11 protein-coding genes are annotated in these 17,272 nt (G+C 55.9%); 4 read left to right on the top strand and 7 right to left on the bottom strand.

Annotation, left to right across the window (positions count from 1 at the left end; all coding sequences use genetic code 11):
• Position 1: 1 nt before the first annotated feature.
• Positions 2–958 carry an aldo/keto reductase gene (locus Q0778_RS12510; RefSeq protein WP_298336493.1) on the top strand — a complete coding sequence of 319 codons (957 nt, stop codon included), beginning with the start codon at positions 2–4 and terminating at the stop codon, positions 956–958.
• Positions 951–1,874: a TauD/TfdA family dioxygenase gene (locus Q0778_RS12505; RefSeq protein WP_298301045.1), complete on the top strand. Its 924-nt coding sequence runs from the start codon at positions 951–953 to the stop codon at positions 1,872–1,874. Before Q0778_RS12510 ends, Q0778_RS12505 begins: the two co-directional genes overlap by 8 nt.
• Here the strand turns inward: Q0778_RS12505 and Q0778_RS12500 are convergent.
• The 3 genes from Q0778_RS12500 to Q0778_RS12490 are packed head-to-tail and all read right to left on the bottom strand — an operon-like array spanning position 1,864 to position 6,691.
• Positions 1,864–3,561, bottom strand: coding sequence for a solute:sodium symporter family transporter (locus Q0778_RS12500; protein WP_298336491.1), 1,698 nt, complete (start codon positions 3,559–3,561; stop codon positions 1,864–1,866). The two genes, Q0778_RS12505 and Q0778_RS12500, sit on opposite strands and share 11 nt — an antisense overlap.
• Entirely contained in the window at positions 3,558–4,514 is a 957-nt protein-coding gene (locus Q0778_RS12495; protein ID WP_298336489.1) for an NAD(P)H-binding protein, read from the bottom strand. Before Q0778_RS12495 ends, Q0778_RS12500 begins: the two co-directional genes overlap by 4 nt.
• Complete coding sequence (locus tag Q0778_RS12490) at positions 4,511–6,691, bottom strand: glycoside hydrolase family 3 C-terminal domain-containing protein (protein ID WP_298336487.1); 2,181 nt, start codon at positions 6,689–6,691, stop codon at positions 4,511–4,513. The genes Q0778_RS12495 and Q0778_RS12490 overlap by 4 nt, the downstream gene beginning before the upstream one ends.
• Here Q0778_RS12490 and Q0778_RS12485 point away from each other — a divergent pair.
• The gene (locus tag Q0778_RS12485) at positions 6,683–6,916 is read left to right on the top strand and encodes a hypothetical protein (RefSeq protein WP_298336485.1); all 234 of its coding nucleotides are present in this window, start codon (positions 6,683–6,685) and stop codon (positions 6,914–6,916) included. The two genes, Q0778_RS12490 and Q0778_RS12485, sit on opposite strands and share 9 nt — an antisense overlap.
• 120 nt (positions 6,917–7,036) lie before the next feature.
• Here Q0778_RS12485 and Q0778_RS12480 read toward each other — a convergent pair whose 3' ends face one another.
• From Q0778_RS12480 to Q0778_RS12465, 4 genes are all read right to left on the bottom strand, one after another.
• Complete coding sequence (locus Q0778_RS12480) at positions 7,037–9,316, bottom strand: MMPL family transporter (protein WP_298336483.1); 2,280 nt, start codon at positions 9,314–9,316, stop codon at positions 7,037–7,039.
• Positions 9,317–9,710: 394 nt separating this feature from the next.
• The gene (locus Q0778_RS12475; RefSeq protein ID WP_298301034.1) at positions 9,711–10,733 is read right to left on the bottom strand and encodes a LacI family DNA-binding transcriptional regulator; all 1,023 of its coding nucleotides are present in this window, start codon (positions 10,731–10,733) and stop codon (positions 9,711–9,713) included.
• Positions 10,734–10,747: 14 nt separating this feature from the next.
• Positions 10,748–12,385, bottom strand: coding sequence for an alpha-glucosidase (locus Q0778_RS12470; RefSeq protein WP_298336481.1), 1,638 nt, complete (start codon positions 12,383–12,385; stop codon positions 10,748–10,750).
• The gene (locus tag Q0778_RS12465) at positions 12,382–13,965 is read right to left on the bottom strand and encodes a sodium:solute symporter (RefSeq protein ID WP_298336479.1); all 1,584 of its coding nucleotides are present in this window, start codon (positions 13,963–13,965) and stop codon (positions 12,382–12,384) included. The genes Q0778_RS12470 and Q0778_RS12465 overlap by 4 nt, the downstream gene beginning before the upstream one ends.
• 308 nt (positions 13,966–14,273) lie before the next feature.
• Here Q0778_RS12465 and Q0778_RS12460 point away from each other — a divergent pair, with 308 nt between their 5' ends.
• Positions 14,274–16,865 carry a TonB-dependent receptor gene (locus Q0778_RS12460; protein ID WP_298336477.1) on the top strand — a complete coding sequence of 864 codons (2,592 nt, stop codon included), beginning with the start codon at positions 14,274–14,276 and terminating at the stop codon, positions 16,863–16,865.
• Positions 16,866–17,272: the final 407 nt, after the last annotated feature.

Raw genomic sequence — 17,272 nt, 5'->3', positions numbered from 1 at the left:
CTTGCTCAGCATCATGCCCCCCGTTGGCTTCGGCCTCTGGAAGATCCCGCGCGAGGACACCGCCAACGCCGTCGTCGAAGCGATCCGCGCAGGCTATCGCCATTTTGATAGCGCCGCCGACTACGCCAATGAGGCTGAAAGCGGCGAAGGCTTTGCCCGCGCGATTGCTGAAGGGCTTGTGACGCGCGATGAGCTCTGGATCACCTCCAAACTTTGGAACACCTTCCACGCGCCAGGGCATGTTGAGGAAGCCTGCCGCAAGACCCTGACCGACCTGCAAGTGGACTGCCTCGACCTTTACCTCATCCACTTTCCCATCGCGCTTGAATATGTGCCGATTGAAGAACGTTATCCGCCCGAATGGCTGTTCAATCCGGACGCTGCGGAGCCAGAGATGCGGCCCGCACCTGTTCCGCTCTATCAGACGTGGCACGCGATGGAGACGCTGGTCGAGAAAGGCCTCGTCAATCGGATTGGGGTTTGCAACTACAACTCCGCGCTGATCCACGATTTGATGACCTACGCGAGCGTCAAACCCAGCCACCTCCAGATCGAAAGCCACCCATATTTGACGCAAGAGAAGCTGATCCGCTGCGCCAAAGACTATGGCATGGACGTAACGGCCTTCTCACCTCTTGGCGCGCAGAGCTATTTTGAGCTCAATATGGCCGAACAAGGCGAAAGCCTGCTGGGCGCAGCACCGGTGATGGTTGCAGCGCAGGCCCATGCGAAGACGCCCGCACAAGTGCTCCTCAAATGGGGTGTTCAGCGGGGCACGTCGATCATTCCCAAGACCACCAAGCCCGAGCGGATGCGTGAAAACCTCGATATCGACGATTTTGAGCTTTCCGCGGTTGAAATGGCCGCGATCACCGCGCTTAATCAAGACCGCCGCTTCAACGATCCCGGTGTCTTTGCAGAGGCCGCGTTTGGGAGGTTCCACCCGATTTATGACTGAGGCTGAGATGTCAGAATTTCCCGGTGTAATTCCAGGCGGTGGCGATCTTGCCGCGTTTCTTTCTGCCAATAAGGGCGCGGTTGACGCGGCGTTGGCTGACGCTGGTGCACTGCTGTTTCGCGGTTTCGATGTACCTGATCCGCTCGCCTTCGATGCCGCAATTGAAGGGTATGGCGAGGCGGGTTTCACCTATGAGGACTCGCTCTCAAACGCAGTGCGCACCAACGTCACCGAGCGCGTCTTCACTGCCAATGAAGCCCCGCCCACGACCGAGATTTTCCTCCATCATGAGATGGCGCAGACTCCGCTCTATCCTGCAAAGCTGTTCTTTTATTGCGAGATTGCTCCGGGCTCTGGCGGTGCGACCCCACTATGCCGTTCTGACTGGGTGCTGGAGAAGCTTACCGAGCAATCACCCGCATTTGTCGCAAGGCTCGAAGCTGAAGGGGTTCGCTACACCAACGTGATGCCCGGCTCAGATGATGCGGGCTCTGGTCAAGGGCGCAGCTGGCGCTCGACTCTGAGCGTCGGGAATGAGGCTGCGGCCGAAGCGCGTCTCCAAGAACTCGGCTATTCATGGGAGTGGCTGGAAGATGGCTCTTTGCGCGTCACCACCGCTGCCCTTCCTGCAATGCGCACCCTGGCAGATGGGCGCAAGACGTTCTTCAACCAGCTTATCGCCGCCTTCCGTGGTTGGGCCGATAGCCGCAACGATCCGAACAAGGCGATTACCTTTGGTGGGGGCGAACCAATCACTCCAGAGGATATGGCACCCGCCATCGCGCTCGCCGATGAGTTTACCCATGATCTGGCGTGGCAAGCGGGAGATGTAGCGCTGATCGACAATTTCGCAGTGATGCACGGTCGCCGTCCGTTTGAAGGCCAACGTAGGGTACTTGCCAGCCTTATCGCTTAACCGCCGCCCGCGACCAATAGGCCGCATTGCCAATCACCAGCGCCGCGATCAGTGTGCCGAACAGCGCGCCCGGTCCGCTCGCGTTCGCAACGCCCACGGGTGAGAACAGCAGATACGTCGCCACAACGCAGCTAAACAGCGTCACCGCCAGCGGCCTTGCATAGACCCACGGCGTCATGTCCACTTTCTCATTGCGGGTGAACGCCCAAGCTTCCTTGCTCGGGGCCAGAACTCCGCAAGCGAGCATAATGCCCACTTCAATCACAAACAGCACAGCGTATTGGTGGATGAAGTGGAGCGTGACCTGTTCGTTCAGCACAAAGGTCAGCAGCGCATAGACGGTGATGTGGAAAATGATCACGATCTTCGCCCCCAAGGCCGGGACGCGTGTGGTGAACAGGCCCACCATCACGATCACAATCGTCGGAATGTTGTAGAAGCCAGTAAACTTGCGGATCAGCTGGAACAGACCCTCGGGAGCTTGCGACAAATAGGGCGCAACCGCGAAGGAGAACAGCGCGATCACAACGCTCGCAATCTTCGCCACTCGCACCAGCTGCGCATCGGAAACTTCGCCGCCCTTCGCAGGCGCATAGACATCAAGCGCGAACAAAGTCGCGGCGGAATTGAGAAGCGAGTTGAACGAACTCAGCACAGCGCCAAGCAGAACGGCCAAGAAGAACCCGCTCATCCAGAGCGGCAGAACATCGCGGATGAGGCGCGGGTATGCCTCATCAATGCCGCCGAGGCCCGGCCCATACATATGGAAAGCGATCACGCCCGGGATCATCATCATGAACGGGACCATGATCTTGAAGAAGCCAGAGAGCAGAACGCCCTTTTGGCCCTCAGCGAGTGACTTGGCCCCGAGCGTTCGCTGGATCACATATTGGTTGGTGCACCAGTAGAACAGGTTCGCAAATACCATGCCGGTGAAGATCGTGCCAAAGGGCGTGGGGTCATTGGCACCGCCAATCGCGTTGAGTTTCTCGGTATGCTCGCTGCCCAGGGTCGTGAGCCCCGCGCCAAAGCTGCCCTCACCCAATGCGATAAGCCCGAAGACCGGCACAAGGATGCCAATGATCAAGAGCCCCACACCGTTGAGCGTATCGGACACCGCAACCGCACGAAGTCCGCCGAACACGGCGTAGACCGAGCCAATCGCTCCGATGACGATCACCATCATCACCAGAGAAGAGAAGTCCCCCAGACCCGTCATCGAAGGCACATCAAAGAATGCGATCACCGCAAGGCTACCCGAATACAGCACGCTGGGGATCGTCACGAGACCGTAGCCAAGCATAAAGAGAAGCACCGACATTCGACGGACCGTGGGGTCGAACCGATCATTCAAGAATTGCGGCAAAGTGGTGAAGGCGCCCGCGAGATATCTGGGAAGGAATATGAGCGCCATCGCAATGGTCGCCACAGCCGCTGTCACCTCCCATCCCATGCTGGACATGTTAAAGCCATAGGCAGAGCCATTCAGCCCTATAAGCTGTTCTGCAGACAGGTTCGTCAGCAAAAGCGAACCTGCGATAAAGGTCGCGCCAAGCCCGCGCCCTGCGAGAAAGTACCCGTCCTTCGTATCTGCGGTCCCGCGGGTTTTTAGCCAACTTATCCAGCCGACAAGCGCCATAAAGAAAGCGCAACTTAAGCCGGCAAAAAGAAGATCACCGCCGGTCATCTCGCGGCCTCGATCAGCGATCTGTAATGATCAAACAATTGGTCTACCCCAAATTCAGGCGTTGCCTCGGCGCTGTATTCGCCTGTGAGCGGGTCGAGCACTAGCATGCTCTCAGTCGCATAAAAGCGGGCGATCCGGGCGTATTCGGCTTTTTCCGCAAACCAGTCAGAAAACCATGCTCCCAGCGTAAAGAACCCAACGGCCAAGCTGAACATTAAGACGGGTACTGAGCGAAATTTCGGCTCGCGACCCGCAGCTTCAAAAAGCAATTCGCCCTGCTCTTTCAAAGTGATCGCGGGGCCTGGGCCACCGATGGGCAGAACCGCACCGCGCGCTGCAGGATTATCCACTTGGTTCACAATAAAGCGAGCAAGGTCAGCATCGCTTATCGGCTTGCATGCTGTGAGTTCGCCGTCGTCGAAGAGGAAGAAGGGTTTGCCCTTAAGCACCCTACCCACCTGCCCTGAAAGCGATTTGAAAAACGCGGTAGGCCGCACAATTGTATGTTCAATTGGGGATTTGATAAGCGCCGCCTCGAAATCCAATTTGGCGCGCTGGAAGGCGAGTTTTTGCTTCTGGACACAAATGGCTGAAAGCAAGATGAAATGGGATGCGCCTCGGCCGCTCGCTCCCAGCAACAAGTGAATATTCGCGTCGAGTTCGACCTTTCGCGCGTCCTTGGGTGAGCCACTGCGAGACGCAATGCAGGAGATTATGATGTCTGGCTGAAAGGCGGTCATTGCCGTCACGACTTCGGTTGGATCAGAAAGATCAACCATGTAGGTCTTTGCGCCGTCAAGCTCTGGCAAGCGCGCGGAGGCATCGCTCCGTACGAGGGCTGCAACGTCGTATCCTTGCGACACGCATTCGCGCACAACAGCCCGGCCTATTGTTCCGCTCGCGCCCGCTACGGCGATTGTCTTGCCCGCTCGAGTGCCGCCGGTTTCGTTCACTGGGTTGCGCCAACTTCTAGGATCAGTTCTTGGCCGTCATCGTCCACATGCTGAGCAGCTGTAAGAATGTACATCCCCGGTTCCACCCGGAAATCATCGATTGCGGTGTCAAAGAAGGCAAGCTTCTTGATAGGAAACGCGATTTCAACATGACGCTTCTCGCCTGCCTTGAGCGGCACTCGCGCAAAGGCACTCAATTCGCGAGGTGCGCGTACGACTGATGACCCGATCGCCGACGTGTAGATCTGGACTACGCATTCTCCGTCCCGCTCACCGACGTTAGCGACCTCGACGGTCAGCTTCGCTGTGCCCTCAAGATCATAAGTCGTCTTATCGGATACCAGATTCTCGATGAAGAACTCGGTGTAGGACAGGCCAAAGCCAAAAGGAAAAGCAGGCGTCTCTTTGTCGCGCTGGAGCTTGCGATAGCCATGCCACAAATCATAGGTGATAGCGGTCGCATCCTTGTCGAAGAATGGCAAATGCGCTTCATCGGCGGGGATCGAAAATGGCAGGCGGCCCGAAGGATTACATACGCCATAGACAATGTCTGCCAGCGCATGGCCGCCTTCCTGCCCCGGATACCACAGCATCATGATGCCTTTGGCGTGCGCTTTCCACTCCTCCATGACAATCGCGCTGCCCCCAACAAGTGCAACGATAACATTAGGGTTGAGCTTCGCTGCCTGTTTGATCAACTCCGCGTGTTCGGGCTTCAGCCTGAGACTAACCCGGTCCCCGCCGCGACCGAAGGAGCCCTGTTCTGTGTCGAGCTGCTTGCGCTGGGAGCGCGACGCGAAGCCAAGCACGGCCTTAACAATCCGTGTCCAGACAGGGCGCATAAAGCGCTTGCCGAACAACCAATGCAGCTTTGGAGGTGGTGGGAAGTTCTCCGACAGCTTGGCAAGGTTGGAAAGCGGCGCGATATACTCACCCTCCTCTCGGTAAGTGTTGCCGACCACCACCAACACTGCCTCTGCATCGCGCACCGCCTGATCAGCTTCTGCGCTATCAAGCGTGTCATATTGCGTTACGTCACTTTTGGCCGCGGCCTGCATGCCCTCATGCGGGTGCACCGCGTGGTCTGGGCGACCATCGGAGGATCCGCGATCCCCGAGAGTAGACCTGGCCGCCAAGTCTCCAAGCATCACGACACGAGTGTGAGGGCGAAGGGGAAGGATGGCATCGTCGTTCTTGAGCAAAGTGATCGACTGCACCGCAGCCTCACGCGCCAGAGCCTTGTGCTTTTCACAGCCCAGATCGTCCGGATCATACTCATCAATCGGTGGCAACTCGAATTGCGGGGCGATAGCGCGTTCCAGGGCCCGATCGAGCAGCGCCTCGTCCACGCGGCCATCCGTGACCATTGCCTCAAGGTACTTCCCCCAAACCATGGGAAACGGCATTTCCAGATCGAGCCCCGCCTCAATCGCTTTCTCTCCATCGCGAACGCCGAATATGAAATCGGTGATGACAAAACCGTCAAACCCCCAACGCTCGCGCAAAATGTCATCAAGCAGGACTTTGTTTTGCCCCGCCCACTCACCATTGACCGAGTTGTATGCACTCATGAAGCACTGTGCCCCCGCATCCACGCAGGCTTTGAAATGCGGCAGGTAAACTTCATGAAGCGAACGATCATCGATGGTCACATCGACCTGAAAACGGGCGTTCTCCATGGAATTCAGAGCATAATGCTTCACACAGGCAATAGCATGGCGTTGAATGCCGCGGGTGAGCGCGGCTCCCATCACGCCAAGATGGTGGGTGTCTTCGCCATAGGTCTCCTGCGCTCGGCCCCATGCCGGATGGCGCAACAGATTGATACAAACGGCGCCTGTCAAATTGCCACCCAGGAGGCGCAGTTCCCTGCCAAGAGCATCGCCTATCTCGGCCTCAAGTTCTGGATTCCAAGTTGCGCCGCGCGCCATGGTGACTGGGAACATCGTTGCCCCACCAAACACCACAACGCCACGCGGGCCGTCGATGAAATTCAGACCTGGAATCCTCAAACGCTCATTCGCAGCAACAGGAAATGCGTGCTTGTGGTAATAGTCCTCACGAGTCAGCTGTTGCATGCCGTCCCAGAATTCGAGATCGCCCGAAAGCATCCGCACTTTCTCAGTGAGAGAAAGCTGTGCGATCAGTTGCGATACGTCCGGAGTATTGTGAGCCAAGCCTATTTCCCGATCGGATTTGAGGTGGCTCGCAGGTTTCGCGATCAGCCGAACGAAAGCAAGGCTTTAGACGCGGGGCTGCAAAGAATTGGGGATGCCGTCAACCGCACTAAAGCGCATCGCCAGACCACATACGTGAAGCGTCCGGATGAGTTTGTCTTTGCGGCAACTCAATATTTGCCTTGCTTGCCGAGCAATACCCCGACCAAGAAGCTACTTCAGTAGGGCCCGGTCCAACCCTTGCGAAACCTGCTTCCAGCAATGCCACCGGGATAAGCGTGGACAACAATCGAATCCGTGCAGTGCAGTTTGATCGTTTAGGCGACGGCTAATCGCATTCACGCATTAAGCTGCGGGCTTTGGTTGCTCGGCGCTATGGTTGCTCGAGTCCGGAAAAAGTGGCCACCAGTTCCATTTGCCTGCGACCATCATTAGGGCCGGGCCCAAGACTGCCCTTATGATGAGGGCATCGACAAGGATGGCAGTCGCGAGGCCCACTCCGACCATCTGCACGATGATGATTTGAGAAAAGGCGAATGCGCCAAAGACAAGAGCCATGATCAGAGCCGCGCTGCTGATGACAGAGCCTGTGTCGCCCAGCGCTTCGATAATGCTTCTCTCATTGTCGCCGCAAGCAAGGTAAATGTCCTTCATCCTGCTTACCAGAAAGATCTCGTAATCCATGCTGAGACCGAACAGAACTGCGAAAATCACAACTGGTACTGAACTCGGGATCAGCTCGGTCGGGCCTGCCACGCCGAAGACCTCTGCGCCGTATCCAAGCTGAAACACAAACACGACCATCCCAAATCCAGCACCCACTGAAAGAAGGTTGAGCATCAGTGCTTTGAAGGACGCAAGCGGAGCTCCAAGCATTAGGAGAAGTGCAAGACCAGTTGCTATCAGCACAGAGATTATCACCGGTGCGTAACTCGCGGTTACACCCTCGTCGAAATCATTCAGAAACTGCGGTTGTCCGCCGACCTCTACAACGACATCCGGCAATTCGATCCAACTTGGTATCTCGCGCACCAGAGCGCGAAGTTCGATCAACTTGGTGTCTGTGCGCGGGATCACGCGGAATAGGATTTTGTCCTCGGTCTCGCTCACCAATTTCTGTGCACTCCCCGCCGGGAAAGGCATGAACGAAGGACGCTCTGAAAGGCGCGGCGTCGACACTTCGGCAATTCGCGGGTCAGCCTCGATTGAGTCCTTCAACGCGCGCAACTGCGCGGTGCTTTGCCGGGTGATAACCTTGCCCCCATCCTTGCTTGAGATGATGATGAAGATCGGAGAGCTGAAGCCCTTGATCTCCATTTCCTCAAGCATTTGAACCCCGCGCACGGATTCGAGTTCCTGTGGGAAAAACTCGTCGTCCGGAAAGCCAGTTTGGGTGTACAAGGCTGGAGCCGCCATCAGCAGCACCACGGTAAGGCTGGTGACGATCGCTATCCATGGATGGGCAACGACGCTTCGCCCCCACGCGCACCAACGCGCTGAAGTGGCTTCATAACCTCGGCCGGGCTTCGCGCGATTGGGCCAATCGAGCGCCCGTGCGCCGATCAGTGACAGCAATGATGGAAGCATGGTCAACGCTGCAGCCACACTGACCACAACAGCCGCCAAGCCACCGACCCCGATCGAACGCATTTCCATCATTGGCGTGAGCAAAAGCGATGTCATGCCGATTGCTACTGCAATCCCGCTGTAAAGCACAACAAGGCCCGATTGCCCCATTGCTTCGGCGAATGCATCGCGCCGCCGCTGATCGATTTCGTCAGGTGCACATGCCCCTGCATCCTTCAAGACCTGGCGATACCTGTGGTATACGAACAGCGAATAATCGATCCCCAAAGCGATAGCGAGCATCGTTACGATCGCTTGCGATAAGGTCGATATCTCAAAGAATCCGGCAAAAAACACAATGCCGGCAAAGGCGACGGTGCGGGCAGCGACCGCTGTAATAATCGGCAGCGATGCTGATAACACGGCGCCAAAGGCGTAGAGCAGTACCAGCAAAGCAAGCGGCAAAGCCCGAAGTTCTGACTTCATACTGTCATTATTGCTAAAGATCGCAAGGTCGTAGCTCACTGCGCCACGACCACTCACAGCCCATTCTATGTCGGGACGATTCTGAAGAGTCTCTGCAATCGCCTCTCTGACTACGGGAACTTGCTGCTCAGCGGCAAGTGCATCCTCGGTGTCCAGGGCGATTACCAGCGCATGGCCCTTGTCGTCGCGAGGCTGATCAACAAGATCACTTGCCCGGAGGACAGATTCAACCACCGGGTTCTCGAAAAGTTTGTCTTCGAGTTCGGCGACAAACGCATCCCGTGCATCGATATCATGGTTCAGCACGGGATTACTGTAGGTAAAGATAAGCGTCTGACTGTCCCTGATGCCAAACACGCGGGTCAACTCGGCATCGACACGCGCAGATTGGCTTCCCTCGATGCTCCCTGCTCCGCTGACCAAACGGTCTGCGTAAGCAGCAGTGATGAGAGCTGCCACTACAGTGGCGATAAGCCATGCTCCGAGCACCCACCAAGGGCGATCCCAACAATACTCACCGACCTTGGTCAGGGTTCTCTCAATTCGAGAAGATCGACGTTCAATCCCGATCATGAGCCTAACGCATCCTGGCAAAGAACACAGCCCCACGCAAAGAGAGCGAAGGCGCGCGCCGAACTGGCTTTCCCACCTTCCGATTTCCGAGCTGTCAAAGTTATACGTCCCACCGAAACGGCAGCCTGTTCCTTGAACCACCAGTACTGCACGGTCAAGCAGTTGATCTGAACCTGCTCAAGCCGAACTGCAAAGAGAGCGAATTGTTCCGACCACTTTCAAACCGCACACTTAAATGAATGGACGGAATGGACAACACAAACCGTGTCAGTCGAGACCGAATCGAAGTGCCCAAAAACAGCAAAGTGTGTCGATCTGCAATCTCAATTGGCCAATTAGACAACCCGCGAGCACCAAGGCCCCCAATCAGCGGACCGTCGGTGTCTTAGGCCTCCTAGTGCGCGCCACATGACTGCCTGACAATAAGCTCAGTTTCGATCACAACCGGTTCGGGTGCTCCTCCTTCTAATATGCCCATTAGCCTTTCGACCATGAGCATCCCGGCTCGGTGGATGCGTTGATGAACCGTAGTGATCGATGGGCTTACGTGAGCACTTGAAGGGATATCATCGAAGCCGACAACTGATACATCCTCAGGCACTTTGATCCCCGCTTGGCGCAAATTGGCAATCGCGGCGATTGCGATCATATCGCTGCATGCGAATATGCCGTCGAAGCGCGGGAAGAGTTCGACAAACGGTTGACTGACTTCACGTGCCTTTTCGATATCGAAGGGGGTGTGGATCACTAGGCTTTCGTCAATTGGCAGATCATGCGCCTTCAGTGCATCGCAATAGCCCTCAAATCGCTGCCGCATCTCGGGCAAGTCGGTGTCGCCAAGGAAGGCGATCCTCTTCCGTCCAAGTTGGAGCATGTGCGTGGTGGCCATCCTGGCCCCTCCGACATTGTCGCTCCCGACAACACAGTAATCGTCTCCCGGAGAAACGGCGCCCCAAACTACAACCTTCCCGTGCTTTCGTGCGAAATCGCGAATGTCAGACCGGTGCCGGCCTTGGCCAACAAAGATAACCCCATCGGCACGTGCACCCAAAAACGCACATCCCGGCCGATCCTCATCCCAAGGTGGTGAGCGGGACATCAGGACATCATAGCCATGCTTGCCCAACTCATCGGTCAGAACGGCCAGCATATCTACGAAAAACGGGTCAGAAACTTGCTGCAAAGTCCCCCGCTCAATCGGGAAGATGACTTCTATTGTGCGAGTTTGTTTAAGAGCCAGGTTTCTAGCCTGCTCATTGATTGAGAAGTTGGCGTTACGTGCGATCTCACTGATGCGTTGACGCGTTTTCGCCGCGACAAGAGAGCTTCCCGCCAGAGCACGGGAGACGGTCGACTCCGAAACGCCAGCCATTCTGGCGATATCACCCATAGTTACTTCAGTAGTGCGGCGCATCATTCAAGCCTCTACCCTCAGCCCTCTTCGCAAGCAATGAAGATGCCGTTGGGACCTAAGGTCAACTTTCCACTCTCGAGTGCACCTTCAAGGCACAGAGCACCGAAAGGGGAGAATGACTGGTACTGATCGAGGGGCAAGTGGGTGGTCTCTGTTTCAGACAGATTGAATGCGCATAGGACGCGCTGACCACCGCACCGGCGTTCAAAAACCAGACTATCCAGGTCCTGCACCCTAACCGGGAGGTGGTCACCAGATGCCAGCGCCTGGCATGACCTGCGGGTAGTTATGAACTGGCGCGCAAACTCCAACACTGAGCCGTTCTCATTGGTCTGTTTGTCGACAGCCAATTGACGATGCCGCTCGTCTAGCGGAAGCCAAGGTTGACCTTCCGAAAAGCCCGCAGCGAGCGCCTCGCTGGACCACGGCATCGGCGTTCGACAACCATCGCGTCCAAGATTGTCCGGCCAAAACCGAATAGCCTCAGGATCGCGCAGCTGGTCAAATGGCACATCTCCCTGCGGCAGTCCCAACTCTTCCCCTTGATAGAGGAAGATTGTGCCGCGAAGGCTCAACAGCAAAGCGAGGAGCATCTTGGCTCTTGCGGGCGATCCATCTGCATCGGACCATCGCGTAAGTGCCCTTCGGACATCGTGATTGGAGAGAGACCATGAAGGCCAAGCGTCTTTGTCTGTCCATGCCTCCAGCGCACTTTCAATGAAGCCGGGCGTTGGAGAAGAGTTCTCCAGGAAATGGAAATTATAGGCTGTGTGCAGGCGCGATTGGCCTTCTGTGTATTCGAGACTGCGCACCAGATTCGACCCACTGGCAATCTCTGCCACGCTGGTCTTGTTCGGATATTCATCCAGAACTGCACGCAGGCGTTCGAGGAACGCGATGTTCTCTGGTCGTGATCGATTGAACCGATGGTGCTGGAAATCATAGGGTCGACTTAAGTCGGTGCGGCCGCTGGTAGGATTATCTCGCAGCTTGATATCGTGGAAATAGTTGTTCGCAACGTCGAGACGAAAGCCATCAACTCCCCGGTCTAGCCAGAACCGAGTTACATCCAGTATCGCATCTTGAACCGCAGGATTGTGAAAGTTCAAGTCGGGCTGTTCGCGCAGGAAATTGTGGAGGTAGTACTGCCGCCGCGACGTGTCCCACGACCAGGCCGAACCGCCAAACATGGATAACCAATTGTTTGGCGGTGTGCCGTCTTCTTTCGCATCCGCCCAAACATACCAATCGGCTTTGGCGGACTTGGATGAACTGCGGCTCTCTTTGAACCATTCATGCTGATCGGAGGTGTGGGAATAGACCTGATCGATGATGACTTTCAGGCCGAGTGAATGGGCTCGATCAATGAGGGTGTCGAAATCTGCCAAGGTTCCGAAAATGGGATCGATGTCGCAGTAGTCGGCAACGTCGTATCCATAATCGGCCATTGGCGATGTGAAGAAAGGCGAAAGCCAAATGCCGTCAACACCAAGATCGGCGACATGGTCGAGCTTCTCGATTGCCCCACGAAGGTCTCCAATGCCATCACCATTGCTGTCCGCAAAGCTGCGCGGATAGATTTGGTAGATTACCGCACCCTTCCACCAGCTCGCTGCATCGCCAGTGCCGATCACGTTTGATCCTGCCTCAATCATCGAAACGCCACCACGATCACGGTTGTGACTAGAAGCAGAGCAACGGCTTGGTAACGGTAGTTCTGCCAAGCGGGTTTGGCAGCCAGTTCAGCACTTTCCTCCGCGAACACGCCCGGAGTCCAGATAAACTCTTCGACACTCGCGGGATCTGGTGGCGGAGCAGTTAGGCTTCCAATCACAAGAGCCACGCAGCAGGCCAGGAAGAGGAGCGGTGCCATATAGAGGAAGTGCAGGCTGAACAGGCCCAGCACCTCAATGGCGACAAACCCACCAATGCCGAGAGCGAGACCGATCATCATGCAGGCAGCACCACCCGCGGCATTGGCCCTGCGCCAGAATACCCCCAATACAAACAAAGCCACGATCGGTGGCACGGCGTAGGAGAACATGGTCTGGATATACGCAAAGATCGACCGGAAGTCGGCGATAATCGGTGCCCAGACGATTGCGAACAATAGAAAGCCGACCATGACGACCCGGCCAACCTGCATCAATTGACGGCTATCAAGTTCTGGCTTTGCGCGGCGGACAAAATCCATCGTCACCAATGTCGATGCAGAATTGAGTGCAGAGTCGATCTGCGACATGATCGCTGCCAGGAAACCTGCCAGTGTGAGGCCGAGCAATCCTGCTGGCAGCAAGTCGAACATCATGGTCGGATAGACCTGATTGGCGCTTTCAAGCTCAGGGTAGAGCAAGATCGCCATGCTTCCGGGCAGGACCATGATAAAGAGTGGAGGCAGCTTGAGGGCGCCAGCAAATATCGCTCCCCAACGCCCATGGTCAACCGATTTGGCTGACAAGGCGCGTTGCACAATCGCCTGATTGGTTGCCCAATAATAGAAGCCTAGAATCGGCACCCCGGTGATCAGGCCAAGCCAGGGGACACCTGCATCTCCGATGGGCCTGATCAGGCTAAGCTTTTCCGATCCCACCTCTTCCATCAGCACGCTCCAGCCGCCAATCTGCTCAAGCGCGATCCAGGTAATGACCGATGATCCAAGCAATAACAGGATCGCTTGAACGGCATCTGTGATCATTACAGCCGCAAGCCCTCCGGTGACGGTGTAGAATCCCGCAATCAGCGCCAGAACCGTCATGATTTGCCACAAAGGCACGTCGGGCAGGATCAATTGGATTACGATTGCACCTGCGAAAAGAGACCCGGCGGTCTCCACCACAACGCTCAAAAACAGGGTCAGAAGTGAAAAGTAAGTACGGATGCGCCCATCGTAACGGCCGGCTAGGAACTCCGGCATTGTGAAAACCTGTCGCCGCAAGATGATCGGCAGGAAAACCACGGCAAAGACCACGAGGATGACGGCGGCCATCCACTCGTAATTGTATACCGAAATGCCAGTTGCGTATGCATCACCCGACAATCCGACCAATGTGGTACTCGAGATATTCGAAGCGAACAGAGAAAGGCCGATGAAGGGCCAAACCATATTCCGGCCCGCAAGGAAATAATCCTCCGCGCCTTTGCTACGCCGCGCCAACACCAGGCCAAGCACGATCATTCCCAAGAAATAGACCAGCACGATTCCGATATCGAGCGCAGAAATTGTGAGTGTCGGCATTTTTCTCCTCACCGCTGACGCGGGTCCATCCTCGACAGGGCGTGCCAATCTTTCGACGAACGCCTGTTCATTTTTGCAAGCGTTAGCACTTTAAGCCCTCGGCACAAAGGTACTTTGGCTATACCGTCATAAAACTATGAATTTAAGTTATAAAATATTCTCATTATGAATTCCTTTCTTTAGGTAATGATTCAATGATCACCAACGCTGCATAAAAATGCAAGCGCTTGCAAAATTGAAAACCGGGCTTTAACACACTACTCGCTGAACTCGAATCAAGACGAGTCGTAAAAACTGGGAGCAGGCAAATGAAGCGTATGGCAATCAAGTTTTCTCTTCTGGCAGGGGCCGCACTTTTGGCTTCCCCTGCTTGGGCGCAGGATGCAGAAGGTGGCTCTGGTGATGCAGCGGCTGGTGCCAATGCGGATGAAGACAATTCTCTCAATCAGATCATCGTCACTGGCCGCGCGGGCAACACTGCGCAGACTCAATTCGAAGCCACCGTCTCGGTATCGACATTCAATGGCGACGATATTGCCGAGCTCGCGCCCCTCACAGTGGCTGACCTTTTCGCGCAGGTGCCGGGTGTCTGGGCCGAGTCATCTGGTGGACAGGCTGCTTCGAATGTTTTCATTCGCGGTATTCCAGCCCCAGGACAATTCCTATTCTCCAAGATTCAGGTTGATGGCCTTCCCGTATTCGAGGAGCATGGGATCGGCTTCCTCACTCCTGATGGGCTTTACAGAAATGACCTCTCCACAGAGCGGCTTGAAGCAGTGCGCGGCGGCTCGTCATCGGTCTTTGCTTCGAACGCGCCAGGTGGGATTTTCAACTACATCACCAAGAAGGGGACAGATGTACCGGAAGGTGGGATCAAACTCGAATGGGGCGATTTCGGACATGCTCGCATTGATGCGAACTATTCCGGACCGCTCGGTGAAGACACAACCTTCGCAGTTGGCGGGTTTTACCGTGTCGCCGACGGAGTGCGCGATCCGGGCTTCCGCGGAGACGAAGGGGGACAGATCCGGGCTAGCCTTACCCAGTCTTTCGATCGTGGAGAAATCACCGTTTCGGCCAGCCACATAAATGATCGAAACCTGTTCCTGCTCGCGATCCCGCTTGATCTTGATGCTGATGGCGACCTGACAAGCCTAACCGGTATCGATGCCAACACTGGCACTCTGGTTAGCGATGATCTTCGCAACACGACGCTCCTGTTTCCCACCGGGCCCCAGGAGTTTGATCTTTCCGATGGTATCAACAACGTGGCGACAACCTTCGGCGCAGAGATTGAATACGATCTCGGTGGCGGCTTCACGGTCATAAACCGCAGCCGCTACGTCAATGGCGAAACCCAATTCAACTCGGCGATCGCCTTTGGTGCTGAAGACGCCAACACCTTCCTCGCTGGCCAGCTGGGTGCTGCCCAGGCGGCTTTCGGAACAGATGTCGCTGCAGTCACCGCCTCATTCCTGGACGGCACGCCGTTTGGACTACCAGATGCAGCCGGCCAAGGTGGAAACAATGGCAATGGTCTCATCGGGACGAGCGGATTCTTCCCGGTCAATTCCGACTATGAGAACTTCATCAATGATTTCCAGCTCTCGAACTCGTTCGACACCAGCGTTGGCATCCACAACGTCACATTCGGTTTCTACTCAAGCTTTTATAGCATCGATCAGTTCCAGACCTTTGCAGGATATGTCCATGAGATAGACACCTCTCCGCGCCAGATCGAGTTGACGGCGATTGACGGGGACGGGAATGCTCTTGGCACACTGTCGCAGAACGGCTTCACCAATTTCTCTACCGGCTTCTTCCAGAACTATTCAGGGGATGGCGAGGTCTTCGCTTGGTACCTTTCTGACGAATGGGAAGTGAATGACAGGCTGCGTCTAGACGGCGGCATCCGCTATGAAACGCAGACCCTCGAAGGTGCGGTCGAGATACCCGGCACATTCGACTTGAGCGATCAGAACACACTGCTTCCAACAGGTTCTTTGCCCACAACGGCAGACGATGCGGTCGTTGGCGGGACGGGGCAGTTTGAATCGTTCCGTGAAACCTATGACGAATTCGCTTGGACGTTTGCAGGCAACTACGTCGTTACCGACTGGCTCTCAACCTTTGGCCGTGTGAGCGATGGTTTCCGTACCCCGACACTGGACGACCTAGCGTCCGCCGGTGCCGGAAACACGGGATCGGTCTTGGTCGGCTCTGTCTTCCAAGTGGAAGGCGGCTTTAAGGTCAACACTCCGCAGTTCCGAGCCTTCATCACTGGCTTCTTCAGCGAGGTTGACGATCAGCCCTTCACCGAACCAGTCAACGATATCAACGGCAACGTAATCGACGCCACGATCATTCAGGCGAGTGAGACGATCGGAATCGAGATCGAAGCCGAAGTCGGTCCATTTTACGGCTTTTCAGTCAGCGCAAAAGGTACTTTTCAGGACCCTGACCTGACCGGACTGACGGTTTCAGGCGGCGGATTGGAGGTCGATGATTCGGCGATTTCTGGAAACCGAGTGCCGCGCATTCCAGCGCGTATCATCTCGGTCAGGCCACGTTTTGAATTCGATGGACAAGACATCGGTCTCGGAGACTCTGAGGGCTCCATTTTCCTGAGCGTCTATAACGTAGGTGATCGCTTCTCAGATATCGGCAATTCGATCCTGCTGCCGGGCTACACTTCGCTCGGCGCGGGTGCACGGCTTGGATTCTTCAGCGGCTTTGAACTGTCCGTAGTTGCCGACAACCTCACCAATACGATCGGCCTGACCGAGGGTAACCCAAGGACCGACCTGTTTGCGCCTGTAGGCGGAGATGTGACCACCGCGACGTTTGGACGCCCCATCGTAGGACGCAATTTCAGAGTCTCGCTGGGCTATTCGTTCTAACCAGTTCTCTCCTCCCCCTGAGGACCTCTAGGGCCCGGCCGTCATTACATGGCGACCGGGCCTATTTTTTCGCGATCACCGCGCAGCACGCTCCATCCAGATTCTATCTGCGGAGCAGCATGGGACGACTTTGGCCGGTGAGAGTATCCCGGCGATCCAATTGTGTGGGCACCAAGGCGGGAATTCGGTCCAAGGCCGATCAGGGGATTGGCAGGTGGCCAATCTGCTGAGAACTTGCGGTTGCTGGTGCGCTTACGGGACTCACATTTTGCATCTAAAATACTGATAAATCAGTGGCTTCAGCGAGTGCCATTTGTTCATGCCCCCAGCCATGCCCCCACCAAAATTTGTGGAAATGTGAGTCCGGTATTGTGACTCGAACAGGGTGTTTTAGAGCCCCAATATGC

This window comes from uncultured Erythrobacter sp., assembly GCF_947502395.1.
Lineage (GTDB): Bacteria > Pseudomonadota > Alphaproteobacteria > Sphingomonadales > Sphingomonadaceae > Erythrobacter.
This window is presented reverse-complemented; position numbering and strand designations above follow the sequence as displayed.